The organism is Nesterenkonia xinjiangensis (assembly GCF_013410745.1).
GTDB classification, from domain to species: Bacteria; Actinomycetota; Actinomycetes; order Actinomycetales; family Micrococcaceae; genus Nesterenkonia; species Nesterenkonia xinjiangensis.
Window position 1 is genome coordinate 1,651,009 of the sequence record NZ_JACCFY010000001.1, and the last position, 25,285, is coordinate 1,676,293.

A 25,285-nucleotide genomic window follows, 5' to 3' on the forward strand; every position below is an offset into this window, starting at 1 on the left:
GACCCATGCTCACCGTGACCATCAACGAAGAAGACGTGAAGCTGCCCGAGGGGGCGACAGTCGTCGACGCCGTCGCGCAGACCACCGGGCGCGAGCTGAGCCCCGACGGCACCCCCGCCGACGGCGGCCGCCTGGGTGTGGCGGTGGCGATCAACGCCGCCGTCGTCCCGCGCAGCGCCTGGGCCGCCACCGTGCTGAGCCACGGCGAGGAGATTGAGATCGTCACCGCCGTGCAGGGCGGCTGAGCCGCCCCCTGACCCGAAGAGAGCACCATGACCACAGCCACCACTCCTCCCTCCCTGCAGGTGGGCGACTACACCTTGCAGAACCGCCTCATCATGGGCACCGGCGGGATCACCGACCTGGACGCCCTGGAGCAGGCGCTGCTCGCCTCCGGCACCACGCTGACCACTGTGGCCATGCGCCGCTACAGCCCGGAGACCAAGACCAGCGTGTTCGCCATGCTCGAGCGGCTCGGCATCGACGTGCTGCCCAACACCGCCGGCTGCTACACCGTCAAGGACACGGTGCTCACCGCCGAGCTCGCCCGCGAGGCGCTCGAGACGAACCTCATCAAGATCGAGGTCATCGCCGATGAGCACACTCTGCTCCCGGACGTCATCGAAACTCTCGAGGCCACCGAGCAGCTCGCCGACCGGGGCTTCATCCCCATGGTCTACACCACCGATGATCCGGCCGCGGCCGTGCGCCTCGAGCAGGCCGGAGCCGCCGCCGTCATGCCCCTGGGGGCGCCCATCGGTACCGGTCTGGGCATCCTGAACCCGCACAACATCGAGCTCATCGCCTCCCGGGCGAACGTGCCGGTGGTGCTCGACGCCGGCATCGGCGCCGCCTCCGAGGCCGCGCTGGCCATGGAGCTCGGCTGCGACGCCGTGCTGGTCGCCTCCGCAGTCACCCGCGCCCAGCGGCCCTCCGACATGGCCCACGCCATGCGCCTGGCCGTCTCCTCCGGCTGGCTCTGTGCCGGGGCGGGGCGGATCCCCCGCCGCCGTCATGCCCTGGCCTCCTCCGCGATGGAAGGAAGGATCGACCCCGTTGACTGAGCTGAAAGATCTCTCGCAGACCCAGCTGGAACGGTTCCAGCGGCACTTCTCGCTGACCGGCTTCGGACCCGATGCGCAGCTGCGGCTGCTCGACGCCCGAGTGCTGGTCATCGGCGCCGGCGGTCTCGGCGCCCCGATCCTCACCTACCTGGCCGCCGCCGGGGTGGGGACCATCGACGTCGTCGACCATGACGTCGTGGACCGCTCCAACCTGCACCGGCAGGTCCTGCACTCGGAGGCCGGCATCGGCCGGCCGAAGACGGAGTCCGCCGCAGCGGTGATGCGCGGGCTGCACCCGGAGATCACCGTGCACGAGCACCGGGAGCCGATCACCGGCGAGAACGCGCTGGCGCTGGTGGAGCCGGTGGACATCGTGGTGGACGGCTCGGACAACTTCGCGACCCGCTACGTGGTCTCCGACGCCTGCGAGATCGCCGGCAAGCCGCTGGTCTACGGCTCCATCCTGCGCTTCGCCGGGCAGGTGAGCCTGTTCTGGTCGCGGCTTCCCTCGGGGGAGCGCGGCCCCACCTATCGGGACCTCTACCCCGAGGCCCCCGACGCCGGGGAGGTGCCCACCTGCGCTGAGGCCGGGGTGCTCGGTGTGCTGCCCGGTGTGATCGGCACGCTGATGGCCACTGAGACCATCAAGTTCCTGGCCGGAGTGGGTGACACCCTGCTCGGCCGGGTGATGACCTATGACGCGCTCACCGCCTCCTTCCGGGAGGTGCGGCTGCTGCCGGACCCGGACCGGGAGCCGGTCACCAGCATCGGGGCTGACGTCGCCGGGCTGGGCGGCGGACCGTCCGCCGGCGGGGATGCCTGTGCGGTGGAGGAGGACCCGGCCCTGCACCCGGTGATGGGGGAGACTGACCCCTACACCGGGCATCCGTATGGCCCGGAGGACATCGGCATCCGCGAGCTGCAGGCCGCCGTCGAGTCCGGGCGGATCGCCGGCGTCGTGGACGTCCGTGAGCCCTGGGAGTACGCGGCCGGGCACGTCGAGGGTGCGGTCAACGTGCCGCTGGGCGAACTCTGGCACGGCTCCCCGGTGCCGGGGATCGACGAGGCCAGCGAACAGCGGCCCGTGGTGCTCTACTGCAAGATCGGGGTCCGCTCGCGGCAGGCGCTCGCGGTGCTGCGCCACCGGAATCCCGAGGCCGGACTGCGGAACCTGGTGGGCGGATACGAGCAGGTCAAGGCTGCGGGCCGCTAGCCGGTCCCTCATCCGCGAGGAATCCGCGCAGCAGCGAGGCGGTGCCCTCCAGGTGCTCCTGCATCAGCTCGCCCGCCCGCGTCGGCTCGCCCTGCAGGATAGCTGAGACGATCGCCTGATGCTGCTCCTGGGAGTGGGCGATGTTCGTGTCCAGGAACGGGATGCGGTCCAGCAGGGCGCTGGCCGCCGCCCGGGCCTCCACCACCGACGCCGTGAGCATCGCCGAGCCGGAGAGCTCCGCGATCAGACAGTGCAGCCGGGCGTCCAAGGGCCGGTACTGCGCCGGCTCCGCGTTATCCACGGCCTGCAGCGCCTGCACCAGCGCTGAGCGCTGCTCTGTGCTCAGCGTCGCCGCGGCCGCCAGCGAGGCCGCCGCCGGTTCGACCACACCGCGGAAGGTCAGCACGTCCTCGACGTCGGCGGCGTCGCCGGCGTGCAGCGTCGTGGCAGGCCCCGGCGGCTCCTCCGTCACGAAGGTTCCTCCGTACCGCCCGCGGCGCACCGAGAGATGGCCCGTGTGCTGCAGTGCGGCCAGGGCGTCGCGCAGAGTACTCCGGGAGACCCCGAGGGACTCGGCCAGCTCACGTTCCGGAGGCAGCTTGTCCCCCGGGGGAAAGCTGCCCAGCCGGATGCCGCGCAGCAGCCGGGCGATGGTCTCCTCCAGCACGTTCCCCCGCCGGGTCTGGCCCAGCACATGGCTCAGCGACGCGGCAGGCGCGGGGAGCGACGGCGACTCAGACATGGAATCAGCATGCCATAGAGGCTCCTCGCAATGGTATTTCAGAAGGATCTCCTCACCGATTTTCGGGCGGAACTCTTGACATCTCTGGGAGACATCTCTCACAGTAGTGCTGTTCAAAGGACTGAAAACAGTCCATTGGGGAGGGTGTCATGTCACGAACACCAGGTTCCACAGCACATGTGGAGTACACGCGAGTCGGCGAGAGCTACATGAAGCACCGTCAGCTGCGACGAGGGGCGGCCGGATGGATCCTGCTCGCCGGCCTCGGCGTGGCCTACGTGATCTCCGGAGACTTCTCCGGCTGGAACATCGGACTCTCCGTCGGCGGCTGGGGCGGGCTGCTCATCGCCTTCGTCCTCATGGGCCTGATGTACACCTGCATGGTCTTCGGGCTGGCAGAGATGTCCTCCGCCATACCCACCGCCGGTGCCGGCTACGGATTCGCCCGCCGAGCCTTCGGCCCACTGGGCGGGTTCGCCACCGGCATGGCGGTGCTCATCGAGTACGCCGTCGCCCCCGCGGCCATCGCCACCTTCATCGGCGGCTACGTGGAGGCCCTGGGGCTGTTCGGACTGACCAACTCCTGGCCCATCTACCTGGCCGCGTATCTGCTGTTCATCGGCATCCACCTCTGGGGCGTGGGGGAGGCGCTGAAGGTGATGCTCGGGATCACGCTGATCGCCGTCGTCGCGCTCGCGGCCACCGTCTTCGGACTGCTGCCCCACGTGGAGGTCAGCAACCTCTTCGACATCGCCGCCGACGGCTCAGCAGGTTCCAGCGTCTTCCTGCCCTTCGGCATCACCGGTGTGCTGGGGGCCCTGGTCTTCGGCATCTGGTTCTTCCTGGCCATCGAGGGCGTGCCGCTGGCCGCCGAAGAGACCGCCGACCCCAAGCGGGACCTGCCGCGCGGCATCATCGTCGCCATGATGGTGCTGCTGGTCTTCGGCGCCCTGATGCTGGTCCTCGTCCCCGGTGCCGCCGGCGCCGAGGCCATGAGCTCCTCGGAGTCCCCGCTGCCCGAGGCGCTCCGCGCCGTGTACGGCGAAGGGTCCTGGCTAGCGGCCTTCGTGAACTATGCCGGTCTGGCAGGGCTGGTGGCCAGCTTCTTCTCCATCGTCTACGCCTACTCCCGGCAGCTCTTCGCGCTCTCCCGGGCCGGGTACCTGCCGCGCTTCCTCTCGCTGACCTCCTCCCGCCGCACCCCGTGGGTGGCGCTCATCGTGCCGGGCACCGTCGGTTTCATCCTGGCCGCCGTGATCGGGGACGGCGGGCTGCTGATCAACATCGCGGTCTTCGGCGCCGCCGTGTCCTATGTGCTGCTCAACCTGAGCCACATCGTGCTGCGCATCCGGGAGCCGCATCTGGAGCGCGGATACCGGACCCCCGGCGGAGTGGTCACCACCTCCATCGCCCTGGTGCTGGCCCTCGTCGCGCTCGTGGCGACCTTCGTGGTCGACGTGCGCGCCGCGGGCATCACCGCCGGGGTCTTCTGCCTGGCGCTGGCCTACTTCTGGTTCTACAGCCGGCACCGGCTCGTGGCCGACGCCCCGGAGGAGGAGTTCGCGCTGCTGGAGAAGGAGGAGAGTCAGCTGCACTGACCGGCCAGCGAGCCCAGACCTGCCCTCCCTCATCCGCCGACAGACGGCCCAAGGAGCACCATGAACCCCCTCGACCTCGACCAGCTGCCCGCACCCCGCAACGGCCGCATGCTCAGCGCCGCCCAGCTCGCCGCCGACATCACCTCCGGAGAGATCGACTCGGTGATCCTCGCCTTCACCGACATGCAGGGCCGCCTCCAGGGCAAGGTCATCCACGGCAGGTTCTTCCTGGACTCCGTGCTCGCGCACGGCACCGAAGCCTGCAACTACCTGCTCGCCGTCGACACGGACATGAACACCGTGGACGGCTACTCGCTGACCAGCTGGGAGACCGGCTACGGGGACATGGAGTTCATCCTCGACCACAGCACCATCCGCCGAGTCCCCTACATGGACCGCACGGCGATCATGCAGGTGGATCTCGCCGCCACCGATGGCCGCCCGGTGCCGGTCTCTCCGCGCTCGCTGCTCAAGGTCCAGCAGGACAAGGCGGCCGCGCGGGGACTGACCGCGCTCGCCGGCACCGAGCTGGAGTTCGTCATGTACGAGGACTCCTATGAGGAGGCCTCGCAGCGGCACTACCTCGACCTCACTCCGGCGAACCGCTACAACGTGGACTATTCGATCCTGGGGTCCCTGCGCGTGGAGCCGCTGCTGCGGGACATCCGCAACGCCATGTACCAGGCCGGAATGACGGTGGAGTCGGCGAAGGGGGAGTGCAACCTCGGCCAGCATGAGATCGCCTTCAAGTACGACGACGTCATCACCACCGCCGACAACCACACCTTCTACAAGCTCTCCGCCAAGCACATGGCCTCCCAGCGTGGGCAGTCCATCACCTTCATGGCCAAGCCGAATGCCAGAGAGGGATCCAGCTGCCACATCCACATGTCCCTGCGCGGGCTCGACGGCGCGCTGGCCTTCTGGGACGCGGAGCACGGCCGCCGGACCAGGCTCTACGACCACTTCATCGCCGGGGTGCTGGCCACGATGCGGGAGATGACGCTCTTCTACGCCCCCAACATCAACTCCTACAAGCGCTTCGCCAAGGGCTCCTTCGCCCCGACGACGATCGGCTGGGGACTCGACAACCGCACCTGTGCGGTGCGGCTGGTCGGGGAGGGCCCCTCCGCGCGGATGGAGAACCGGGTGCCCGGGGCGGACGCCAACCCGTACCTGGCCATGGCGGCCATGCTCGCCGGTGGTCTCCACGGTGTGGAGCAGGAGCTCGAGCTGCCGGAGGCCATCGAGGGCAACGCCTACGACGTCGACGCCGACCAGGTCCCCTCCACCATGGCCGAGGCTCGCGACCTGTTCGCCGGCTCGGAGACGGTCCGGGAGCTCTTCGGCGAAGAGGTCGTCGCCCACTACACGCACTATGCCGACGTCGAGCTGGAGCAGTTCCACGCGGCCGTCACCGACTGGGAGGTGACGCGTGGGTTCGAGCGACACTGAGGAGAGGACACCGACCCCGCGCCCGCGCATCGGGCTCACCACGTATTGGCAGCAGGGACGCTGGGGCGTGTGGGAGGACACCGCCGCCATCGTGCCCGGAAACTACGTCCGCCGGGTGGTGGAGGCCGGCGGAGTGCCGATGCTGCTTCCTCCGGTGGGCACCGATCCCGCTGTCCTGGACGTCCTGGACGGGCTGGTCGTCATCGGCGGCACCGACGTCGATCCTGCCCGGTATGGTCACCCGCCCCATCCCACCACGGTGGCCCAGCACGACCGGGATGAGCACGACGCGCGGCTGACCCTCGCCGCCCTGGAGCGAGGCCTGCCGCTTTTCGCAATCTGCCGCGGCCTGCAGGTCCTCAACGTCGCCTGCGGCGGGACCCTGCATCAGCACCTGCCGGACCTGGTCCCCGAAGCCGGGCCGCAGTACCAGCCCGCGCCCGGGCAGTACGGAGCCGTCCAGTTCACGGTGCAGCCCGGCTCTCTGGCCGCCGGACTGCTCGGTGAGGCGGCGAGCTCCCCCTGCTACCACCATCAGAGCCTCGACCGGCTCGCCCCGGGCCTGCAGGTCACCGGACGGGCGGCCGACGGCACCGTGGAGATCGTGGAGATGCCTGAGGCGCCCGGCTGGGTCCTCGGAGTCCAGTTCCACCCGGAGGAGAACCCACACGACATCCGCCTCTTCGAGGGATTCATCGAGGCCGCACGTCAGGAGGTCGCAGCATGAGCACGCACACTGTCATCAACCCCGCCACGGGAGAAGCCGTCCGTGAGATCCCGCTGGCGGACCTGGAGCAGGCCGACGCGGCCATCGCCCGTGCGGCGGCCGCCTTCCCCGCCTGGCGCGACGTGGCCCCGCAGGACCGTGCCCGGCTGCTGCGCCGGTTCGCGCGCCTGGTGGACGAGGACATCGAGCACCTCGCTCAGCTGGAGGTCGCAGGGAGCGGGCACACCATCACCAACGCCCGCTGGGAGGCCGGCAACGTCCGGGACGTGCTCGAGTACTACGCCGCCGCCCCGGAGCGGAACCTCGGACACCAGATCCCCGTCTCGGGCGGAGTGGACGTGACCTTCCACGAGCCGCTGGGCGTGGTGGGGATCATCGTCCCCTGGAACTTCCCTATGCCCATCGCCGGCTGGGGGTTCGCCCCCGCCCTGGCCGCCGGCAACACCGTGGTGATCAAGCCGGCGGAGCTGACCCCGCTGACGGCGATCCGGCTCGGAGAGCTGGCGCTGCAGGCGGGGATCCCGGAGGGAGTGCTGACTGTGCTGCCGGGCCGGGGCGCCGTCGTCGGGGAACGCTTCGTCACCCACCCGCAGGTGAGGAAGGTCGTGTTCACCGGCTCCACCGCCGTGGGCAAGCGGATCATGGCCGGCTGCGCCGAGCAGCTGACCCGGGTCACTCTGGAGCTCGGCGGCAAGAGCGCGAACATCGTCTTCGCCGACTCCGACCTGGAGGAGGCCGCCGCCCAGGCGCCCGGCGGGGTCTTCGACAACGCGGGCCAGGACTGCTGCGCACGCTCCCGGATCCTGGTGCAGCGCAGCGTCTTCGACCGGTTCATGGAGCTGCTGGAGCCCGCCGTCCGGGATGTCCGGGTGGGGGACCCCCGCCGTGAGGACACCGTGATGGGCCCGCTGATCTCCGCGCGGCACCGGGACCGGGTGGCCGGTTATGTCCAGGCTCCCGACGGCACCCCGCGGGCCGACATCGCCTTCCAGGGGGAGGCTCCCTCCGGCGAGGGCTTCTGGTTCCCTCCCACGGTGGTCATGCCGCAGGGCCCGGAGGATCGGCTCCTCACCGAGGAGGTCTTCGGGCCGGTGGTCGCCGTCGTGCCCTTCGAGGACGAGGCCGACGCCGTGCGGATCGCCAACGACTCCGACTACGGCCTCTCCGGCTCGATCTGGACGCGCGACGTCGGCCGGGCGCTGCGGGTCTCCCGGGCCGTGGAGGCCGGGAACCTCTCGGTGAACTCCCATGCCTCAGTGCGCCATTCCACACCCTTCGGCGGCTTCAAGATGTCCGGGATCGGCCGTGAGCTCGGCCCCGACGCCCTGGAGGCCTTCACCGAGGTGAAGAACGTCTTCATCTCCACCAGCTGACCCTGTCCGCTTCACTGTGAGGAGCACCCATGACTGACACCGCATCCCAGTCCCCCTTCGGTGGGCTGGTCACCAACCGCCTCGCCGGCCGGGTCGCCACCGTGACCGGCGGGGCCTCCGGCATCGGCCTGGCCACGGTCCGTCGCCTCGCGCACGAGGGAGCGACCGTGGTGATCGCCGACGTCTGTGACGAGGACCAGGGAGACCGTCTCGCGGAGGAGGTGGGCGGGCTGTTCCTGCGCACCGACGTCACCGACGAGTCCCAGGTCATCGAGCTGTTCGCGACCACACAGGAGCGCCTCGGCGCTGTGGACGTGGCCTTCAACAACGTCGGGATCTCCCCGCCCGACGACGCATCCATCCTGGAGACCGGGCTCGACGCCTGGCGGCGTGTCCAGGAGGTGAACCTCACCAGCGTCTTCCACTGCTGCAAGCAGGTGATCCCGTACATGCAGGCCCAGGGACGGGGCTCGATCATCAACACCGCCTCCTTCGTGGCGGTGATGGGCGCGGCGACCAGCCAGATCAGCTACTCCGCCTCCAAGGGCGGGGTGCTCTCGATGAGCCGGGAGCTGGGCGTGGAGTTCGCCCGGCAGGGGATTCGGGTCAACGCCCTGTGCCCCGGCCCGGTGAACACGCCCCTGCTGCAGGAGCTCTTCGCGAAGGATCCGGAGCGGGCGGCCCGCCGCCTGGTGCACGCCCCCATGGGCCGCTTCGCCGAGCCGGAGGAAATCGCTGCCGCGGTGGCCTTCCTGGCCTCCGACGACGCCTCCTTCATCACCGCCAGCGAATTCCTGGTGGACGGCGGCATCGCGGGAGCCTATGTGACCCCGATGTGATCGGGTACAGTCAGTTCGAAGGGGGAACTGATGAGCACTGACGCTGAACACGTGATGCCGCGCCGCTTCGCCGCGATCGCCGCCGCCCTGGGCCTGACCGCCGTGTTCGGCGGGTCGGCCGCCGTCGTCTCCCCGCAGGAGGGCCCCGAGGCCGTGACGGCCTCGCTGAGCCCGGAGAAGCAGTCGCTGCTGGACACTGACGAGGACCTGCTGGTCACCGTGGACGTGGCCTCCAGCCAGATCACCGACGTGGCCGTGCCGGAGGTCCCCGGCGCTCCAGGACTGCTCAGCGCCTCCGAGCGAGAGCTGCTCAACTCCGGTGCCCCCACCATCGTGACCATGGACGTGGAGACCGGGGAGATCGTCTCGGTCCGCGGGGCCTGACGACGATCAGTCGAGACCCTCCGGGTCCTCCGGGACGATCCGTCGGTAGAAGGCGCTCATGGTGACGCCGGCCAGGACGACGATCGTCGTGGCCACCGCGACAGCCACCAGCAGGTCCAGGATCGCCTCACCGCGGAAGACCATCCTCGGCAGGTAGAAGGCCAGCACCGCCGTCGTTGCCGTCACAGCCGTGACGAGAGGGCGTGCCAGGATGCGTTCCAGGCCCGCGTCCGGCCTGCCACGTCGAAGCGCGCCGTACAGTGCGGCCGACCCTGCGGCTGCGAGGGCGAGCACGGAGACGATCCCGGTGAGCGGCTCCGCCTGGAGGAAGGCGACGGCGGCCTCGCGCGCCATGCCGACAGTGAACCCGGCGAGGACGACCAGGAGACAGGTCAGCGATGTCTTCACAGAAGAGGGCTCCCTTCTTCGACACTCTGCATGTCATGGTCTCGCGGCTGCTGCGCGGCTGACCCGCTGGCGCAGCCCGCTGACGCGCACCACCGGTTCCAGCTGCCGCTCCGTCTCGCTCAGCGGCCAGCTCGACCACGGCTTCGTCGCATCCGAGAGCTCCGCCCAGATCACTCCGCGTGCGTGGTGCTCACGGACTATGGCGGTGAACCGCTCACTGGCGAGGGCCTCCGGCGCGTCAGCGGCGTGCGAGCCGGTGCGCCGGGTGGCCAGTGCGGCCAGATCCCGCAGCTCCTCGGCCTCGGCCGGGCTCAGATGCGGGTGCTGTGCCGGTCGGCGGCGGGCCGGCGCGGGGCGCTCATAGGGCGGGAAGAGGGCCGCGGCGGCGTCGGCGACCTCCCCGCTGTGCCGGGAGGCCAGCTGACGCAGCCGCTCCGCGCTGACCCCGCAGGGCTCGGCCAGCAGGCGCATCGGCCATCCGGCGGCGCGCCCGGCCACCGCCAGCTCGGCCAGCACCGCCCCGCGCTCCTTCTGTGCGGCCGATCGGATCGGCGCCTCCGCATAGGACCGGTGGGCCCGCACCAGGGCGTCTCGGGCATCCTCGGGAAGGGTCTCTCGCGGGGTGTCCTCCATGGGCCGACCCTAACAGCGACGTATCCAGGAATCGTCCACCGTTCTTTGCTAGCGTCGTGGGCATGCGGATACCTCAGGAGCAGGCCTTCGTCCCGGTCATCACCGGTGGAGACGTGGGCACCTACTCCCTGGCGCGCGAGTTCCATGAGGCCTTCGGGGCGATCTCGGCGATCATCCCGACCACGGTCAACCGCAACCTGAAGCACTCCCGCATCCTGGAGGCCTTCCCGGCCGGGTCGATGACCACCGCCGAACCGGTCATCGCCAAGCTCAAGGAGGTCGCCGCCCTCCTCACCGACGACGGCGCTCGGCCGCGCCCGCTGCTCCTGCTGGCCAACTACGACCACCTCGTCCGCTTCGCCGTGGACCACCGTGCCGAGCTGGAGGCGGTCGGCTACACGATCCCCTACCCCTCGGCCCAGCTGCTCGACAGGGTCGCGCTGAAGGAGAACTTCTACGTGCTCTGCGAAGAGCTCGGGGTCCCCTACCCGAAGACCGCCGCCTACGACTGCGCCGCGCACACCGAGCAGCGCGCACAGTCCTTTGCCGCCGAAGAGCTCGCCGAGGCGGGGGTCTCCTTCCCCCTGGTGCTCAAGGCCGGCGACGGCGGAGCCTGGGCGGACATCAGCTTCGAGGGACGGCGCAAGGTCCACTACGTCGACGACGCCGAGGAGCTCACCGGGCTGCTGGGCAAGGCTGCAGGCGCCGGCTACACCGGCGTGCTCATCGCCCAGGAGCACATCCCCGGCCCGGACTCGCAGCTGCGCCTGGCCACCTATTTCTCCGACCAGACCGGACGGGTGCGGCTCACCGCCTTCGGGGAAGTCATCGTCGAGGACCACGCCCCCGGACTGGAGGGCAACTCCCCGGCGGTGCTCACCTCCCGGGACGAGGCCGTGGAGAAGCAGGGCGCGGCGCTGCTGCGCGCCATCGGCTGGCGGGGCTTCGCGATGTTCGACATCAAGGTGGACCCGCGCGACGGCGTTGCGAAGTTCTTCGAGCTCAACCCGCGGCTGGGGCGCAACCACCACTACCTCACCGCTTCCGGAGTGAACCCGGCTCGGCTCTACGTGGAGGAGCACCTGCGCGGCGGTCTCGGCGGACCGGACCACCAGGTGGCCAAGCAGCCCGCCCTGCACACCACGCTGCCGCTGCCGCTGGTGAAGAAGCATGCCAGCGCGGATCAGCTCCGACGCATCACCGCGCTCGCCGAGCAGGGTCGCATCGTCAATCCCTTCTTCTACGACGCCGACGGTGACCTGCGGCGGACCCTCTACCACCGTGCCATGCAGGGCAAGGCGTTCCGCACCTACCGTCAGCACCCGCCGCCCGTCGGCGACCTCCGCAAGTCCGCACAACTGCGGTAGTTTAGGGGGCATGAGTGCATACCTGGCGGTCATCGGCGAGTGCCTGGTGGATGTCGTCCATTCGGAGACCTCCGCCCCGAAAGCCCACGTCGGAGGCAGCCCTTTCAATGTGGCCGTCGGGCTGGCCAGGCTCGAGCATGACGTCGTGTTCGCCGGTCGGCACGGTGAGGACGAGTATGGGCGGATGATCGCCCGCAGTCTGCGCGCCCAGGGCATCACTGCTCTGCTCGACGCCGACGCGAGCCCCACCTCTGTGGCCAAAGCCGTGCTCGATCCGGCGGGTCAGGCCAGCTACGAGTTCACCCTGGACTGGACGCTGCCCCCGGCCGCCGCCCTGGAGAAGTCTTTCTGCGCCCTGGTGCAGGAGACCCGGGCTGAGGAGTCTCCCGCACTTGACCTGCTGCACACCGGCTCCATCGGGGCCATGATGCAGCCCGGGGCGGAGACCGTGAAGGGTCTGCTGCACCGTGCGCGCGACGTCGCGACCATCAGCTATGACCCCAACTACCGGCCCTCCATCATCCCCAACCGGGAGGAGGCCCGGGACCAGGCCGAGGAGTTCATCTCCCTGGCCGACGTCGTGCAGGCCTCCACCGACGACATCGACCTGCTCTACCCGGAGCGCACCCACGAGGACACCATGCGGGCCTGGCTGGAGCTGGGCCCCGGCGTCGTCATCATCACCCGTGGCTCCTCCGGAGCCATGGGCCTGGCCCGTTCCGGCTTCGTGGACCAGCCGGCGTTCTCCATCGAGGTGGCCGACACCGTCGGCGCCGGAGACTCGTTCATGGCGGCCACCCTGTCCACGCTGCGCGGCCTGGGGCTCCTCGGGGCGGCCCGTCGCGAGGCCCTGCAGGACATCACCGCCTCCCAGCTCACCGATGTGCTCAGCACCGCCGCCCGCGCGGCCGCCATCACCTCCTCACGCTTCGGCGCCCAGCCGCCCACCGCCGCGGAGCTCGGGGCCGCGCTCGAAGAGGGTGCAGAGCCTGCGTAGCGCACCGGTGACCACGCTGGAGAGGACCCGGCTGATCGCCAGCGACATCGACGGCACCATCCTCAGCTACGCCTCGGCCGAGACCGGGATCGTCACCGACCGCACCGTGGCCGCCTTCCGCGCAGCCCGCGACGCCGGTGTGCGCATCGTGCTGGTGACCGGCCGCCCGGTGCGCTGGCTCAAGCCGGTGGCCGACGCGCTGGGCGGGATCGGTCCGGTCATCTGCTCCAATGGGGCGGTGGTCTACGACCTCGCTGAGCAGCGGCTGCTGCGCGAGGACCCCATGGAGGAGGCCACCCTCTTCGCCGTGAAGGATCACATCCTCGAGATCGATGCGCAGGCCAGCTTCGCCGCCGAGACCCTTCAGAACCTGCACGCTGAGCCGCCCTTCCTGGTGGACTCGCTGTTCTTCGAGGAGGACCGCCGCCGCGCTGCTGGTGTCACCGACGACATGTTGCGCCTGGGGCGGCTCGACGACACCCTCGGCCGCCATGACAGCCGCTCCCGCCCCGGTGTGGTGAAGCTGCTGGCCAAGACGACCGCCATGGACGCCGACGCGTTCCTGGAGGCGGTCCGGTCCCGGGTCGGTCAGCTGGTCACCGTGACCCACTCCGCCCCCGGGGTCAGCCTCCTGGAGATCTCCGCCAAGGGTGTGGACAAGGCGGCCGCACTGAGGCGGTTCGCCGCCGCCGAGGGGATCACCAGGGACCAGGTCATCGCCTTCGGGGACATGCCCAACGACATCGAGATGCTCCAATGGGCCGGCACCTCCTGGGCCGTGGGCTCGGCCCACCCGATGGCCCGCTCGGCCGCGCGGCATCTCACCGCGGACTGCGACGCCGACGGCGTCGCGCTGGTGCTGGAGGACCTGCTCGACGGCGGGGACGGTGTCCTGTGGCGTACCTCCTGAACACGGTGCCCGGGCCCCTGGAGGGTCAGGTGCTGGCCTTCGCCCACCGAGGCGCGGACCCTGAGCGGGAGAACACCATGGGTGCCTTCCGCCGGGCCGTCGAGCTGGGCTTCCGCTACCTGGAGATCGACGTCCGAACCGCCGCCTGCGGCACCCTGGTGGTCTTCCACGACGAGATCCTCGACCGCGTCACCGACGGCACCGGCAAGCTGCGGGAGAAGACGTGGGAGCAGCTCTCCCGGCTGCGCGTCGGCGTCAAGGGCCGCGCCGGTGACGACGACGCCCGGCTGGTCCGCTTCGAGGACCTGCTCACCACCTGGGACGATGTCCACTTCAACGTGGACCTCAAGGATGCCCAGGCGGTGGAGGAGTTCGTCCGCATCGTCGAGGAGCATCAGGCCCATGACCGTGTCCTGGTCGCCAGCTTCAACGACGCCCGACGCCGGCGAGTCACCCGGCGGCTGACCCGCCGCATGCTCACCTCGGCCGGGCTGGCCTCCACCGCCGCCTTCGTCCTGCTCGGCCCGTTGGGGCTGATGCGCGCGATGTCCGGCCGGATCGCCGCCGTCGACTGTCTCCAGGTGCCGGTGCGGCAGGGCCCGATCCGGATCATCACCCCAGGATTCCTGCGCCGCTGCCACCGGGCCGGACTGCAGGTCCACGTCTGGGTGGTGGACGACGCGCAGGAGATGCACCGGCTCATCGACCTGGGTGTGGACGGACTGATGACCGACGACGCCGAGGCGCTCGCCGAGGTGATGCGCGCCCGCTCCGTGTGGCCCCAGCGATGACGACGATGCAGCCTCTCCACGTGCGGCTCTGGCAGACGCTGGGCCGGCGCCCATGGATCCTCGACGGGGGGCTGATCGCCCTCCCGCTGGCGCTGTTCGCCGTGCTGACCGCCGTGGGCGCGGAGGGACGCACGCTGTTCGGCGGGCAGGGGCCCTGGCTGCTCGTGCTGTCCCTGGACCTGATGACCACCCTGCCGCTGGCAGCCCGTCGCTCCCGACCGGCGTGGGCCGCCGGGCTCATCGCCCTCGGCGCGCTCGGGCAGGTGCTCACCCTCACCGGGCCCGGGTACACCGCGCTCACCGTCCCGATCGTGCTCTACTCGGTGGCGAAGTTCGGCACTCGGCGGGCCTCCCGGCTGTACCTGATCGTGGCGCTGATCGGCGCCGTCCTGCTGGGCGGGCAGGTGTTCGTCCAGCAGATGATCTTCCTCGGCGGTCCGCCGGTCGACCCCATGACGTTCGTCCTGGTCCTGCTGCTCACCGGATTCTCGGCGGCGGTGGTCCTGGTCGCCTGGCTGCTGGGCGATCTCGGGGGGCGTCGCCGTCGGGAGATCGCCGCCATCACCGAGCGCAACGAGCTGCTCGAGCTGGAGCGTGAGCATGAGACGCGGCTGGCCGCCGACGCCGAGCGGATGCGCATCGCCCGGGAGATGCACGATGTGATCAGCCATTCCATGTCGGTGATGATCGCCCAGGCCGATGGCGGCCGGTACGTGGTCGCCCAGGACCCGCAGCGCGCGGGGGAGGCCTTCGAGACCATCGGACGGACCGGTCGGGAGGCGCTCACCGAGATGCGCAGCATGCTCGGGGTCCTGCGTGAGGAGCGTGAGTCCCTGCTGCTTCGGCCTTCTCCGGGTCTGGAGGACCTGGGCCGGATGATCGCCGACGTGCGTGCCGCCGGCCTGCCCGTGGAGCTGAACGACCGGGTGGCCGAGACTCTCGGCAGGCCGCCCGCTCTGCCCGAGGGCGCCGGGCTGGCGGTGCACCGCATCGTGCAGGAGGCCCTGACGAACACGCTGAAGCACGGCGGCCCGGAGGCCTCGGCCACGGTGGCCCTCCAGGCCGAGGACGGCTGGCTGATCGTCGCGGTGCGGGACACCGGCCGCGGCTCTCGGGCTGAGACGGACGGAGCCGGCTCCGGGCTGCTGGGCATGGCAGAGCGAGCCCGGCTCCATGGAGGCACCGTGGAGGCGACGGCGCACACCCGAGGGTTCGACGTCGTCGCTCGGCTCCCGCTGACAGACCATGACGAGTGACGAGGAGATCCGATGACCACCACCGGTGTGTTGCTGGCCGACGACCAGGCGCTGCTGCGCGCTGGATTCGCGATGGTCATCGATTCCCAGCCCGACATGCAGGTCCTGGCCCAGGCCGGTGACGGGCAGCAGGCCCTCGAGGCGGTGGCGACGCACGCCCCTGACGTGGTGCTCATGGACATCCGCATGCCGGTGCTCGACGGATTGGAGGCCACCCGCCGACTCACCTCCGGGGCGGCGGGGCGGGCTGCGCCGAAGATCATCGTGCTGACCACCTTCGACACCGATGAGTACGCGGTGGAGGCGCTGCGGGCAGGAGCCTCCGGCTTCCTGCTCAAGGACGTCCAGCCGGAGATCCTGCTGGACTCCATCCGCACGGTCACCACCGGCGGGGCGGTGATCGCGCCCACCACCACCCGGCGTCTTCTCGACTCCACGCTGCTGTCCGGTGCCGGACGCCGGCTGCCCACCGCCGCACAGCGGGCGAAGCTGGACTCACTCACCGCGAGGGAGGCCGAGATCCTGCAGGAGATGGCCACCGGGGACTCCAACGGAGAGATCGCCCGTCGGCTGTTCCTCTCCGAGGCCACCGTGAAGACCCATGTGGGGCATGTGCTCACCAAGCTGGAGGTCCGGGACAGGGTGCAGGCAGTGGTGTTCGCCTACGACTCCGGGCTGGTGGGGGACTGATCTCTCATCCTGCAGGATGAGAGGGGAACCATCCTCTGTTCCGATGTGGGCTGACCTGGGCGGACCATAGCGTGGAGGTATGACACACGCACCTGCCGTCGCCGTCCGTGCGACCGACCTCACCAAGATCTACGGCTCCGGCGACACCGCCGTCCGGCCGCTGAAGCGCCTCAGCCTGGAGATCCCGGCTGCCCGGTTCACCGCTGTGATGGGGCCCTCCGGTTCCGGCAAGTCCACCCTGATGCACGTGCTCGCCGGCCTCGACGTCGCCGACGGCGGCAGCGTCGTCGTCGGGGACGTGGAGCTCACCGGGCTGGAGGACAAGCGGCTGACCCGGGTGCGCCGGGAACGCCTCGGGTTCATCTTCCAGGCCTACAACCTGGTGCCGGCGATGACCGCCGAGGAGAACATCCTGCTGCCCTCCCGGTTGGGACGCACCCCCGTGGACCGACAGTTCGTGGACCTCGTGGTGGAGCGGCTCGGACTGACCGGACGGCTGCATCACCGGCCCTTCGAGCTCTCCGGCGGGCAGCAGCAGCGCGTCGCCGTCGCCCGCGCACTGGTCTCCCGGCCTGAGGTGATCTTCGCCGACGAACCCACCGGCAACCTGGACCAGGCGGCCGGCGCCGAGGTGCTGGAGCTGCTCCGTGCCGCCGTCGACGAGTTCGGGCAGACCGTCATCATGGTCACCCACGACGCCGCGGCCGCCGCCCGGGCTGACAGGACGGTGCTGCTGGCCGACGGTCAAGTGGTGGACACCCTCGAGGCGCCCACCGCCGAGCAGCTGGCGGCCGCGATGATCGAGGCCGGCCGATGAACACGATCCTGCGCACGAACCTGCGCTCAGGCGGCACCCGGCTGTTCGCGGCGGGTGCCGCCATCGCGGTGGCGGTCGCCTTCGTGGTGACCTCCCTGCTGATGGTCGACGCCTTCAGCCGCACCATGGAGTCTCAGGCGGAGGCCGAAGCCGCCGGTGCCGACCTGATGGTCAGCGTCGGTGGAGTGATCGAGGATCCCGACGAAGCCGAGGAGCTGGCCGGTGAGGTGGGGGAGCTCGACGGGGTGGCCTCCGCCCAGCTGATCCGCACCGGCTTCGCTCCCGCCGACCTGGGAGGGCGCGACGGGTACCTGTCCGTCTCCGAGCTGCCCGAGCATCTCCCGACGGAGTACTCCGCAGGGCACGCGCCGCGGGCCGCCGGTGAGATCGTCCTCTCCGAGCAGTTCGCAAGCGCCTACGCCCTCAGCGTCGGGGACACGGTGACCTCTTCGGACTTCGACGGGGACACGACGGGGGTGCCCTATACCGTGGTGGGGCTGATCAGCGGCGTCCAGGGCGCCGGTGCGGCCTTCGTCACCGCCGAGGGGATGGACGCCTTCCCGGAGGATGCATATGCGGATTCCGTCCGCGTGGTGCTTGCCGGGGATCTGCATGGGGACCCGGCCGCGCAGCGGATCGCTCAGGAGCAGATCCAGCAGCTCGCCCCTGAGCTCGAGGTGCTCACCCACGAACAGATCGTCGAAGCCTGGCTGGAGGACCTCTCCGGCAGTGGTGACATTCTCATGAGCATCGGGCTGGGCTTCGGAGCGATCGCCGTCTTCGTGGCCGGGCTGGTCATCACCAACACCTTCGGGGTGCTGGTGGCCTCCCGGATGTCGACACTGGCGCTGCTGCGCGCCATCGGAGCCACCGCCCGCCAGATCAAGCAGGCGACGATCGCCGAAGGCGCGCTGCTGGGGTTGGCAGGCTCCGCGGTGGGTGTGCTGCTGGGCCTCGGCGCCGCCTACGGCCTGGGTGCTGCGGCCCGTGGCTTCTGGCTGGAGGAGTTCGCGGCCGTGCAGCTCACGGGGGCCGCCGTCGTCGTCGGGTTGGCGCTGGGCACACTGGTGACGAGTGCGGCCAGCCTGTTCCCCGCGCTGCGTGCCGGGCGCACCTCGCCGATGCAGGCGCTGCGCCCGGTCGACGTCGCTCCCGCCGAGGGCGGGGTGCCGCGGGTGCGGACCACGATCGGTGCCGTGCTGGCCGTGCTGGGGCTGGGCACGGTGGTGGCCGCCGCACTGCTGCACAGCTCGCTGCTCGGTGTCGCCGGGGCGATGACGGGGTTCCTCGGTGTGCTGCTGGCCGCCCGGGCGATCGTCCCCGCCGCGGTGCGCGGACTCGGGCTGCTGCTGGCGCGGATCACCGGCGGAGAGGTGCCCCGGCTGGTGGCGCAGAACGCCCGGCAGACCCCCGGCCGGCTCGCCACCACGACCTCGGCACTGCTGATCGGGGTGACGCTGGTGGTGACCATGACGGTCGGCGCGGCGACCGCCCAGCGATCGCTGGACAAGGATCTCGCGGAACGGTATCCGGTCGACGCCGCCGTGGCCTCCACCGAGTCCGACGCCGCCCTGTCCGCAGATGACGCCGTGACCGGCAGCGTGACCCTCGCCGGGGAGCAGGCCGAGCTGGCCACGGAGGACGGGGAGACCGCCCCGGTGCAGGTGGTGTCCGGCTCCGCGGAGGACGTGGAGACCGTGGCTCGCCGAGCAGGGGTGCTCCCTGAGTCGGGGAAGGCGCTGATGGCGTCCTCCTTCTACGAGGGTGAGCAGCCGGTGGCCGCCTGGGGCGAGACCGCTCGGGTGACGCTGAGCACCCCGGGGGAGGAGCCGCTGCAGGTGGAGGCCGAGCCGGCCGGGTGGCTGCCCGCCGGAACCGTGCTGGTGGCCTCCGGATCCGGATGGGACCTGGAGGAGGCCGCCGGACAGACCTGGCTGCGGATCAGTGATGCGGCCTCCGCCGATGACGTGATGCGCGTGGGTTCCACGCTCACCGATGTCGTGGGGGAGCAGACCCCCTCGACGGTGGAGGCGGCGCTGTCGCGGGCCTCCTTCTCGGAGGTGATCGACACCGTGCTGCTGGTGGTGCTGGTGCTGCTGGCCGCCTCCGTGGTGGTGGCGGTGATCGGGGTGTCCAACACCCTGGCGCTGTCGGTCTTCGAACGCCGGCGCGAGGCCGCCCTGCTGCGGGCGCTGGGTCTCACCCGCGGCGGAGTGCGTCGTCTGGTGTCCATTGAGGCGGTGCTGATGGCGGTCGTGGCGCTGCTGCTCGGCGGTGGGCTGGGCGTGTTCTTCGGCTGGGCCGGAGTGTCCTCTCTGGTGGCCGAGGACGTGATGGGAGTGGCGCTCGCGGTCCCCTGGGGCCGGCTGGGGCTGATCGCCGGGGCGACGCTGCTCGCCGCCGTCGTCGCCTCAGCGATCCCGGCCCGCGCGCTGGGCCGCACCGAGCCTGCGGCCGGCCTCTCGCGGGAGTAGCGCTCCCCTGCTGCGCCTGCGTTGCCTCCGGAGCCAATGTCACTAAAGCTCGCGTAAGTGCGAGTATTCCGACAATGGCTCCGGAGGCAACGTCAGGGCGTGGGCCACGCGAGCGACGATGCGGCGGAACCCGTCGCGGAGATCCTCCGCGTTGGCGTGGATGATCCGCCAGCCGTCCTGTTCGAAGGCACGGTCGCGACGTTGGTCCTTCGCCTGCTCGGCCGCAGAGAAGTGCCCGCTGCCGTCGTACTGGATCACGATCTTCAGCTCCGAGTATCCGAGGTCGCCCGACCAGGGGCTCCCGGGCCGCGGTCGGACCTGGAGCTCCGGTTCCGGGAGCCCGGAATCGAGCAGGGCGAGCCGAAGGAAGCTCTCGGGACGGGAATCCGCACCGATCCGAATCAGCTCGAGTGCGGCGCGCCCCTTGACGATGCCCTTGGTCTTGCGGTGCGCCCCGACCAGCTCGGCCAACGATGACGGCGTCTCCCAGGGATCGTCGCGTCCCTCGAGGGCCGGCCGGGGATGTCGGACCAGCTGATCCCCTAGGGCGACGAGCTCCTTCAGGGGCAAGTCCCGCATGAGATCGAAGTACACCCGCGCCGGCCGACTCACCGGCAGCCCCAGGTGCTCCGTGACCTCGCCGTCCTCCACGACCACCGCGTGCGATCGGAGGCCTGGGAGGCGATGGGTCGTCGTCGAGGACTCGGCCCGGCTCAGGTGGATCGGGGATGAACCGTCCAGCCAGGACGGCAGGTCCAGGCCGTAGAGGGCCGCGGCGGTCGCGTGGCTGAACCAGGATCCGGGGTACTCGTGGTGCAGGGCTCGCAGCGTGCTCATGAACCGCGCATGCTGGGTCGATGGGGAGAAGACTGGCTGGGCTGTGCATCGGTACAGGCCATGGCCGACGCGGGTGATGTCGCCTGCGCGGAGGCGCCGCGGCGAGACCCCGAGCTCCAGGGCGCGTCGTCGAGAGAAGACTCCCTCGAGGAGTTCTGTGGGGAGGGACGACGGTCGACGCATGCCCTGGAGTCTCCGGGTGAATGTCGCACGTGAGGAGGGGCAAGGCCCCGGCTGTGGAGCTCCCGGGCGTGTTGCGAACGCTGTGGAGGAGGCCATCGCCCGTTGCCTCCGGAACCGTTGTCGGAATACGCGCACTTAAGCGATGTTTAGCGACAACGGCTCCGGAGGCAACGCATTAGGACGGGTGTACGATCGCCTTCAGCGACCGCGGATCCTCTGCGGCCTCGAGGGCCTGGGCGGTCTGTTCCAGGCTGAATCGGCCGGTGACCAGCCGGTCCAGGTCCACACGTCCGGACCGGACCAGCTCGATGGCGGTCGGCCACGTGTTGGCATATCGGAAGACTCCGGTGACCTCGAGCTCACGGTTCTGCACTGCGGACAGCGGGATGGTCACGTCATCGGCGCCCATGCCGATCAGCACCGCGCGCCCGGCCGGGCCCAGTGCGCGCAGTCCGGCGTGGATGGCTGGAGGTGCGCCGGAGGCCTCCAGGAGGACATCGGCGCGCAGCTCCGAGAGGTCGGTGTCGGCGACGACGGCGCGTGTGGCGCCGAACGTCTCCGCCAGCCGCAGCCGGTCCTCGGAGACATCGGTGACCACCACCTCGGAGGCCCCCAGCGCGCGGGCCACCTGGGTGAGGATCAGCCCGATGGGACCGGCCCCGGTGACCAGCACGTGATCTCCGACGCCTAGGCGGGACTTCCGCGCGGCGGCCACCGCCACCGACAGCGGCTCCAGCAGGGCGCCGGCCTCGTCGGAGATCCCCTCCGGCAGCCGGTGGGCGAACATCGCCGGGATCGTCACGTACTCGGCGAACGCACCGTCCACGGGCGGGGTGGCGAAGAACTGCACCTGCGGGTCCAGGTTGTACCGCCCGGCGCGGGCCTGGGCGGAGGACCAGTCGATGCGCTGCGGCTCCACCGAGACCCGCTCGCCGATCCGGGAGGCGTCCACGCCGTCCCCGACGGCGGCCACGACGCCGGCGCTCTCATGGCCGAGCACCAGCGGCTCCTCCACCACGAAGGGTCCGATCCTCCCCTCCCGGTAGTAGTGGACGTCGGAGCCGCAGATGCCCACTGCGGTGACCCGCACCAGCACGTCCCCGGGGTCCGGGAGCGGGACGGGCCGCTCCTCCACGGTGATCTCTCCGGGGGCCTGCAGCACGGCGGCACGCATGGTGGGGGTCATCGTCGGGGCCTCTCTGCATGAGGGGAGGGGGTTGACGTCGGGGCTGCGGCGCGCATGCGGCTCATTTCACGGCTCCCATGGACAGGCCCCGGACGAGCTGCTTCTGAGCGAACCAGCCGGCCAGGACCACCGGCAGGGAGGCCAGCACCGAGGCGGCGGAGAGCTGAGCGAGGAACTGGCCCTCCGAGGTCATGGTGCTCATCAGGTAGACCGGCACGGTGGCGGCATTGGCCGCGGTGAGGTTCAACGCGAAGAAGAACTCGTTCCAGGCGAATATCACGCAGATCAGCGCGGTGGCCGCGATTCCCGGGGTGACCATGGGGATCAGCACCCGCCGCATGGTCAGCATCAGCGAGGCTCCGTCCATGGAGGCGGCCTCGAGCACCTCGCCGGGCACCTCCAGGAAGAAGGAACGCATCATCCATACCGCGATCGGCAGGTTCATCGCGGTGTAGAGGATGATCAGCGTGATGATGTTGTCCAGCATGCGGAGCTGTCCGGCGATCACGTAGATCGGCATGATCACTGCCACGATAGGCAGCATCTTGGTGGAGATGAAGAAGAAGAGCACGTCCTGAGTGCGCTTCACCGGGCGGATGCTCAGCGCATAGGCCGCCGGCACGGCCATGGCGATGACCAGCAGCGTGGAGACGGCGGTGGCCACCAGTGAGTTCAGGAAGTAGCCGCCGGCCTCTGAGGTGAAGATCGCTCGGTACTGGTCCAGGGTCGGACTGAACAGGAAGGTCGGGGGCGAGGAGGCGGCGTCGGACTCCTGCTTGAAGCTGGTGAGCACCATCCACAGCACCGGGGCGAAGAAGACGAACGCTGCCGCCCAGGCCAGGCCGGTGAGCAGGTTCCCGACGGCGCGGGGCCGGGCGTTCCCTTGCGGTCCCGTGGCCGAGCGGCTCCGGGGTGCGACGGGCGTCTCGACGGCGGCGGTCATGACTGCTCCTTGGAGTTGATGCTGCGGAAGATCAGCCGCAGGGCGAACATGGCGATGACGATGGTGGCGATGACGGTGACCACGCCCATGGCGGCGGACTGGCCGATGTCGAACCCGAGGAAGGCCCGCTGGTAGATGTAGAAGGGCAGGTTCGCGCTGGCGGTGCCGGGCCCTCCGGCGGTCATCAGGTAGATGTGGTCGAAGGTGTTGACCACGTAGATCGCCCCCAGCAGCACCGAGAGCTCCAGGTAGAACCGCAGGTGGGGCAGGGTCACGAACAGGAAGGTCTTCCACGCGCCGGCGCCGTCGATGGAGGCGGCTTCGAGGACGTCCTTGGACTGGGACTGCAGCCCCGCCAGGAGCAGAAGCATCATGAAGGGGGTCCACTGCCAGACCAGGGCCACGATGATCGAGAAGACCGGGAACTGGGAGGTCCAGTCCACAGGGGAGATCCCCACCAGTCCGATCAGCCAGTTCACCAGCCCGTAGCTGGGGTTGAACATCGAGATGCTCCACAGCATCGCGCCGGCCACCGGCATGATGAGGAATGGGGTGATCAGCAGGGTCCGGACGAGGCCACGTCCGACGAACCTCCGGTCCAGCAGCAGGGCGAGTCCGAGTCCCAGCAGCACGGAGACGAAGACACAGCCGAGAGTGATCAGCACCGAGTTCATCGCCGCGGTGCGGAAGGTGGAGTCCACGAAGAGGTCGGCGAAGTTGCGCAGTCCCACGAACTGATCGCCTTCGGGGCGGAGCAGGTTCCGGGACCGCAGCGAGTACCAGATGGTCAGCAGGAAGGGGACCTGCGTGCAGACGATCACGAACAGCAGCGCCGGCAGCAGCGGCAGACGACGACGTCGCGCCTCGGCCTTCTCCGCGGCGCGGTGGGCACGCAGGCGATCATCGAGGGCGGAGGTCCGTGGGCGGACCTTGTCGCCTCCGCTGTGCGGAGCGATGCGGGTGTCAGCAGGGGTGGCCATGGCTCATCCCTCCCATCCATAGGTGCGGGCGACGGACTCGGCGAAGGTCTGTGACTGGCTCAGCGCCTCGTCCACGCTCTGCCGGCCCGCCACCGCGGCAGAGATCTGCTGGGCCACGCGGGTGCCCACGTCCTGGAACTCGGGGATGCCGACGAACTGCAGTCCGGGGTAGGGGACTTCGTGGAGCATGCAGTTCTCCTGAGTCGCGTGATCCATCGAGTACAGAGTGGGCTCCGCGTAGTTCTCGGCCAGCGCGGCATACTCGGGGATCTCATAGGTGGACTGGCGTGAACCCGGGGGGAGCACCTCCCAGCTGAGCTCCTCTCCGACGAGCCGGAAGTAGTCCGGGTGAGTCATCCAGGAGATGAAGTCCCAGGCCGCCTGCTTGTGCTGGCTGGTCTCTGGGATCGCGAGGCTCCAGGCATAGAGCCAGCCCGCATGGTTGCTCTCCATGACGGGGGCGAGCGCGTAGCCGACGTCGCCCACCACGGTGGACGAGGCGGGGTTCTCGATCCCGGAGACCATGGAGGAGGCGTCGTACCACATGGCGGCGTTGCCCTGGCTGACGCGGGTGAGGCAGTCTCCGAACCCGGAGGTCGCGGCTCCCGGCTGACCCCACGTGCGGACCGTGTCGACGTAGGTGGACACGGCCTCGTGGACTTCAGGGGAGTCGAGCATGGGACGCCAGTCCATGTCGAACCATCGGCCGCCGAAGGTGTTGACCACCGTGTTGAGCGGGGCGAGGACTTCGCCCCAGCCGGCGAGGCCCCGCAGCGCGACGCCGGAGACGCCGTCTTCGGGGGCATGCAGCTCGGCGGCGAACTCGCGGACCTGATCCCAGGTCGGCTGGCGGGGCATCTCGAGGCCTGCCGCCTCGAAGAGGTCCCGACGATAGGCCAGGAACGAACTCTCGCCGTAGAACGGGACCGAATGCTGCCGCCCCTCGTGAGAGAGGGCCTCACGGATGGTCGGGATGAAGTCCTCCGCGTCATAGCCTCGGGTCTCTGCGATGTAGGGCTCGAGGTCGGTGAGCCATCCGTTCGCCGACCACATGGGTGTCTCGTAGTTGGAGATCATCACCACGTCGAACTCGCCGCCGCCGGAGGCGACGGATGCGGTGATCTTGGCCCGGGCCTCGTTCTCGGGCAGCGAGACGAAGCGGACGTCGACGTCGGGGTGGGCCGCGCGGAAGTGGTCGATCAGCCCCATCGCGTCCTGCATCTGGGGGTTGGAGACGATGGCGACGACGATGGTCTCTCGGGTGCCGGCGGCCGTCCCTGTGGCGCAGCCGTTCAGGCCGAGGGTCGCAGCGCCGAGCCCCGCGCCGAAGCCGGCGCCGAGGAGAGTGCGTCTGCTCAGGGCCGAGCCGGAGGACCTGCTGGAGGGAGGGTGCGGTGTCATGGGGAGTCCGTTCTTCG

Annotated in this window: 25 protein-coding genes; 17 read left to right on the forward strand and 8 right to left on the reverse strand. The window is 70.1% G+C overall.

Going from position 1 to position 25,285, the window contains the following annotated elements:
* The first annotated feature begins 5 nt into the window (after positions 1–5).
* Genes thiS through moeB form a run of 3 tightly spaced genes read left to right on the forward strand, consistent with a single transcriptional unit; the run spans position 6 to position 2,277 of the window.
* On the forward strand, positions 6–245 hold the full coding sequence (thiS, locus tag HNR09_RS07525) for a sulfur carrier protein ThiS (RefSeq protein WP_179541470.1): 240 nt from the start codon (positions 6–8) through the stop codon (positions 243–245).
* 27 nt (positions 246–272) lie between these two features.
* On the forward strand, positions 273–1,064 hold the full coding sequence (locus HNR09_RS07530) for a thiazole synthase (RefSeq protein ID WP_179541471.1): 792 nt from the start codon (positions 273–275) through the stop codon (positions 1,062–1,064).
* The gene (gene moeB / locus HNR09_RS07535) at positions 1,057–2,277 is read left to right on the forward strand and encodes a molybdopterin-synthase adenylyltransferase MoeB (RefSeq protein ID WP_246348759.1); all 1,221 of its coding nucleotides are present in this window, start codon (positions 1,057–1,059) and stop codon (positions 2,275–2,277) included. The genes HNR09_RS07530 and moeB overlap by 8 nt, the downstream gene beginning before the upstream one ends.
* Here the strand turns inward: moeB and HNR09_RS07540 are convergent.
* Positions 2,258–3,019, reverse strand: coding sequence for a FadR/GntR family transcriptional regulator (locus HNR09_RS07540; protein WP_179541473.1), 762 nt, complete (start codon positions 3,017–3,019; stop codon positions 2,258–2,260). The genes moeB and HNR09_RS07540 overlap by 20 nt on opposite strands.
* Positions 3,020–3,168: 149 nt before the next feature.
* Between HNR09_RS07540 and eat the strand changes: the two genes are divergently transcribed.
* From eat to HNR09_RS07570, 6 genes are read left to right on the forward strand one after another with little or no spacing between them, the layout of a single operon-like run.
* Positions 3,169–4,617 carry an ethanolamine permease gene (gene eat / locus HNR09_RS07545; protein ID WP_179541474.1) on the forward strand — a complete coding sequence of 483 codons (1,449 nt, stop codon included), beginning with the start codon at positions 3,169–3,171 and terminating at the stop codon, positions 4,615–4,617.
* A 60-nt stretch (positions 4,618–4,677) separates the two neighbouring features.
* Positions 4,678–6,072 carry a glutamine synthetase family protein gene (locus HNR09_RS07550; protein ID WP_179541475.1) on the forward strand — a complete coding sequence of 465 codons (1,395 nt, stop codon included), beginning with the start codon at positions 4,678–4,680 and terminating at the stop codon, positions 6,070–6,072.
* On the forward strand, positions 6,053–6,799 hold the full coding sequence (locus tag HNR09_RS07555; RefSeq protein ID WP_179541476.1) for a gamma-glutamyl-gamma-aminobutyrate hydrolase family protein: 747 nt from the start codon (positions 6,053–6,055) through the stop codon (positions 6,797–6,799). Before HNR09_RS07550 ends, HNR09_RS07555 begins: the two co-directional genes overlap by 20 nt.
* Positions 6,796–8,172, forward strand: coding sequence for an aldehyde dehydrogenase family protein (locus tag HNR09_RS07560; protein WP_179541477.1), 1,377 nt, complete (start codon positions 6,796–6,798; stop codon positions 8,170–8,172). The genes HNR09_RS07555 and HNR09_RS07560 overlap by 4 nt, the downstream gene beginning before the upstream one ends.
* Before the next feature lie 29 nt (positions 8,173–8,201).
* Positions 8,202–9,011 (forward strand): 3-oxoacyl-ACP reductase, encoded by an 810-nt coding sequence (locus HNR09_RS07565; RefSeq protein WP_179541478.1) that lies wholly within the window; start codon positions 8,202–8,204, stop codon positions 9,009–9,011.
* A gap of 30 nt (positions 9,012–9,041) precedes the next feature.
* Positions 9,042–9,395 (forward strand): hypothetical protein, encoded by a 354-nt coding sequence (locus HNR09_RS07570; protein WP_179541479.1) that lies wholly within the window; start codon positions 9,042–9,044, stop codon positions 9,393–9,395.
* 6 nt (positions 9,396–9,401) lie between these two features.
* Here the strand turns inward: HNR09_RS07570 and HNR09_RS07575 are convergent, their stop codons facing one another.
* Positions 9,402–9,803, reverse strand: coding sequence for a hypothetical protein (locus tag HNR09_RS07575; protein WP_179541480.1), 402 nt, complete (start codon positions 9,801–9,803; stop codon positions 9,402–9,404).
* A 33-nt stretch (positions 9,804–9,836) separates the two neighbouring features.
* Entirely contained in the window at positions 9,837–10,436 is a 600-nt protein-coding gene (locus HNR09_RS07580; protein WP_179541481.1) for a hypothetical protein, read from the reverse strand.
* Positions 10,437–10,498: 62 nt separating this feature from the next.
* On the opposite strand from HNR09_RS07580, the gene HNR09_RS07585 reads away from it, so the two are divergent.
* The 8 genes from HNR09_RS07585 to HNR09_RS07620 all read left to right on the forward strand — a co-directional run bounded on the left by HNR09_RS07585 (position 10,499) and on the right by HNR09_RS07620 (position 19,738).
* Entirely contained in the window at positions 10,499–11,803 is a 1,305-nt protein-coding gene (locus HNR09_RS07585; protein ID WP_179541482.1) for a carboxylate--amine ligase, read from the forward strand.
* A gap of 10 nt (positions 11,804–11,813) precedes the next feature.
* Positions 11,814–12,800: a carbohydrate kinase family protein gene (locus HNR09_RS07590; RefSeq protein ID WP_179541483.1), complete on the forward strand. Its 987-nt coding sequence runs from the start codon at positions 11,814–11,816 to the stop codon at positions 12,798–12,800.
* A 7-nt stretch (positions 12,801–12,807) separates the two neighbouring features.
* Positions 12,808–13,710: a Cof-type HAD-IIB family hydrolase gene (locus HNR09_RS07595; RefSeq protein ID WP_343047484.1), complete on the forward strand. Its 903-nt coding sequence runs from the start codon at positions 12,808–12,810 to the stop codon at positions 13,708–13,710.
* Positions 13,695–14,501 (forward strand): glycerophosphodiester phosphodiesterase family protein, encoded by an 807-nt coding sequence (locus HNR09_RS07600; RefSeq protein WP_179540183.1) that lies wholly within the window; start codon positions 13,695–13,697, stop codon positions 14,499–14,501. Before HNR09_RS07595 ends, HNR09_RS07600 begins: the two co-directional genes overlap by 16 nt.
* A 5-nt stretch (positions 14,502–14,506) precedes the next feature.
* Positions 14,507–15,757, forward strand: a complete 1,251-nt coding sequence (locus HNR09_RS07605; protein ID WP_179541485.1) for a sensor histidine kinase — start codon at positions 14,507–14,509, stop codon at positions 15,755–15,757.
* Between the two features lie 12 nt (positions 15,758–15,769).
* A complete protein-coding gene (locus HNR09_RS07610; RefSeq protein ID WP_179541486.1) occupies positions 15,770–16,447 on the forward strand; it encodes a response regulator in 678 nt (225 codons plus the stop codon).
* A 79-nt stretch (positions 16,448–16,526) separates the two neighbouring features.
* On the forward strand, positions 16,527–17,264 hold the full coding sequence (locus tag HNR09_RS07615; protein ID WP_179541487.1) for an ABC transporter ATP-binding protein: 738 nt from the start codon (positions 16,527–16,529) through the stop codon (positions 17,262–17,264).
* Positions 17,261–19,738 (forward strand): FtsX-like permease family protein, encoded by a 2,478-nt coding sequence (locus tag HNR09_RS07620; RefSeq protein ID WP_179541488.1) that lies wholly within the window; start codon positions 17,261–17,263, stop codon positions 19,736–19,738. The genes HNR09_RS07615 and HNR09_RS07620 overlap by 4 nt, the downstream gene beginning before the upstream one ends.
* A 42-nt stretch (positions 19,739–19,780) precedes the next feature.
* On the opposite strand, the gene HNR09_RS07625 is transcribed toward HNR09_RS07620, so the two are convergent.
* The 5 genes from HNR09_RS07625 to HNR09_RS07645 all read right to left on the reverse strand — a co-directional run bounded on the left by HNR09_RS07625 (position 19,781) and on the right by HNR09_RS07645 (position 25,268).
* Positions 19,781–20,575, reverse strand: a complete 795-nt coding sequence (locus HNR09_RS07625; protein ID WP_179541489.1) for an endonuclease domain-containing protein — start codon at positions 20,573–20,575, stop codon at positions 19,781–19,783.
* Between the two features lie 358 nt (positions 20,576–20,933).
* Positions 20,934–21,944 (reverse strand): NAD(P)-dependent alcohol dehydrogenase, encoded by a 1,011-nt coding sequence (locus HNR09_RS07630; RefSeq protein ID WP_218881901.1) that lies wholly within the window; start codon positions 21,942–21,944, stop codon positions 20,934–20,936.
* Between the two features lie 61 nt (positions 21,945–22,005).
* Positions 22,006–22,887: a carbohydrate ABC transporter permease gene (locus HNR09_RS07635; protein ID WP_179541490.1), complete on the reverse strand. Its 882-nt coding sequence runs from the start codon at positions 22,885–22,887 to the stop codon at positions 22,006–22,008.
* A complete protein-coding gene (locus HNR09_RS07640; RefSeq protein WP_179541491.1) occupies positions 22,884–23,867 on the reverse strand; it encodes a carbohydrate ABC transporter permease in 984 nt (327 codons plus the stop codon). Before HNR09_RS07640 ends, HNR09_RS07635 begins: the two co-directional genes overlap by 4 nt.
* 3 nt (positions 23,868–23,870) lie before the next feature.
* Positions 23,871–25,268 (reverse strand): ABC transporter substrate-binding protein, encoded by a 1,398-nt coding sequence (locus HNR09_RS07645; RefSeq protein WP_179541492.1) that lies wholly within the window; start codon positions 25,266–25,268, stop codon positions 23,871–23,873.
* Between the last annotated feature and the right edge of the window lie 17 nt (positions 25,269–25,285).

Coding starts and splice junctions, on each gene's coding strand:
- thiS (WP_179541470.1), top strand. CDS start 6: ATGCTCACCGTGACCATCAACGAAGAAGACGTGAAGCTGCCCGAGGGG.
- HNR09_RS07530 (WP_179541471.1), top strand. CDS start 273: ATGACCACAGCCACCACTCCTCCCTCCCTGCAGGTGGGCGACTACACC.
- HNR09_RS07540 (WP_179541473.1), bottom strand. CDS start 3,019: ATGTCTGAGTCGCCGTCGCTCCCCGCGCCTGCCGCGTCGCTGAGCCAT.
- eat (WP_179541474.1), top strand. CDS start 3,169: ATGTCACGAACACCAGGTTCCACAGCACATGTGGAGTACACGCGAGTC.
- HNR09_RS07550 (WP_179541475.1), top strand. CDS start 4,678: ATGAACCCCCTCGACCTCGACCAGCTGCCCGCACCCCGCAACGGCCGC.
- HNR09_RS07560 (WP_179541477.1), top strand. CDS start 6,796: ATGAGCACGCACACTGTCATCAACCCCGCCACGGGAGAAGCCGTCCGT.
- HNR09_RS07565 (WP_179541478.1), top strand. CDS start 8,202: ATGACTGACACCGCATCCCAGTCCCCCTTCGGTGGGCTGGTCACCAAC.
- HNR09_RS07570 (WP_179541479.1), top strand. CDS start 9,042: ATGAGCACTGACGCTGAACACGTGATGCCGCGCCGCTTCGCCGCGATC.
- HNR09_RS07580 (WP_179541481.1), bottom strand. CDS start 10,436: ATGGAGGACACCCCGCGAGAGACCCTTCCCGAGGATGCCCGAGACGCC.
- HNR09_RS07585 (WP_179541482.1), top strand. CDS start 10,499: ATGCGGATACCTCAGGAGCAGGCCTTCGTCCCGGTCATCACCGGTGGA.
- HNR09_RS07590 (WP_179541483.1), top strand. CDS start 11,814: ATGAGTGCATACCTGGCGGTCATCGGCGAGTGCCTGGTGGATGTCGTC.
- HNR09_RS07605 (WP_179541485.1), top strand. CDS start 14,507: ATGCAGCCTCTCCACGTGCGGCTCTGGCAGACGCTGGGCCGGCGCCCA.
- HNR09_RS07610 (WP_179541486.1), top strand. CDS start 15,770: ATGACCACCACCGGTGTGTTGCTGGCCGACGACCAGGCGCTGCTGCGC.
- HNR09_RS07615 (WP_179541487.1), top strand. CDS start 16,527: ATGACACACGCACCTGCCGTCGCCGTCCGTGCGACCGACCTCACCAAG.
- HNR09_RS07620 (WP_179541488.1), top strand. CDS start 17,261: ATGAACACGATCCTGCGCACGAACCTGCGCTCAGGCGGCACCCGGCTG.
- HNR09_RS07625 (WP_179541489.1), bottom strand. CDS start 20,575: ATGAGCACGCTGCGAGCCCTGCACCACGAGTACCCCGGATCCTGGTTC.
- HNR09_RS07630 (WP_218881901.1), bottom strand. CDS start 21,944: ATGACCCCCACCATGCGTGCCGCCGTGCTGCAGGCCCCCGGAGAGATC.
- HNR09_RS07635 (WP_179541490.1), bottom strand. CDS start 22,887: ATGACCGCCGCCGTCGAGACGCCCGTCGCACCCCGGAGCCGCTCGGCC.
- HNR09_RS07640 (WP_179541491.1), bottom strand. CDS start 23,867: ATGGCCACCCCTGCTGACACCCGCATCGCTCCGCACAGCGGAGGCGAC.
- HNR09_RS07645 (WP_179541492.1), bottom strand. CDS start 25,268: ATGACACCGCACCCTCCCTCCAGCAGGTCCTCCGGCTCGGCCCTGAGC.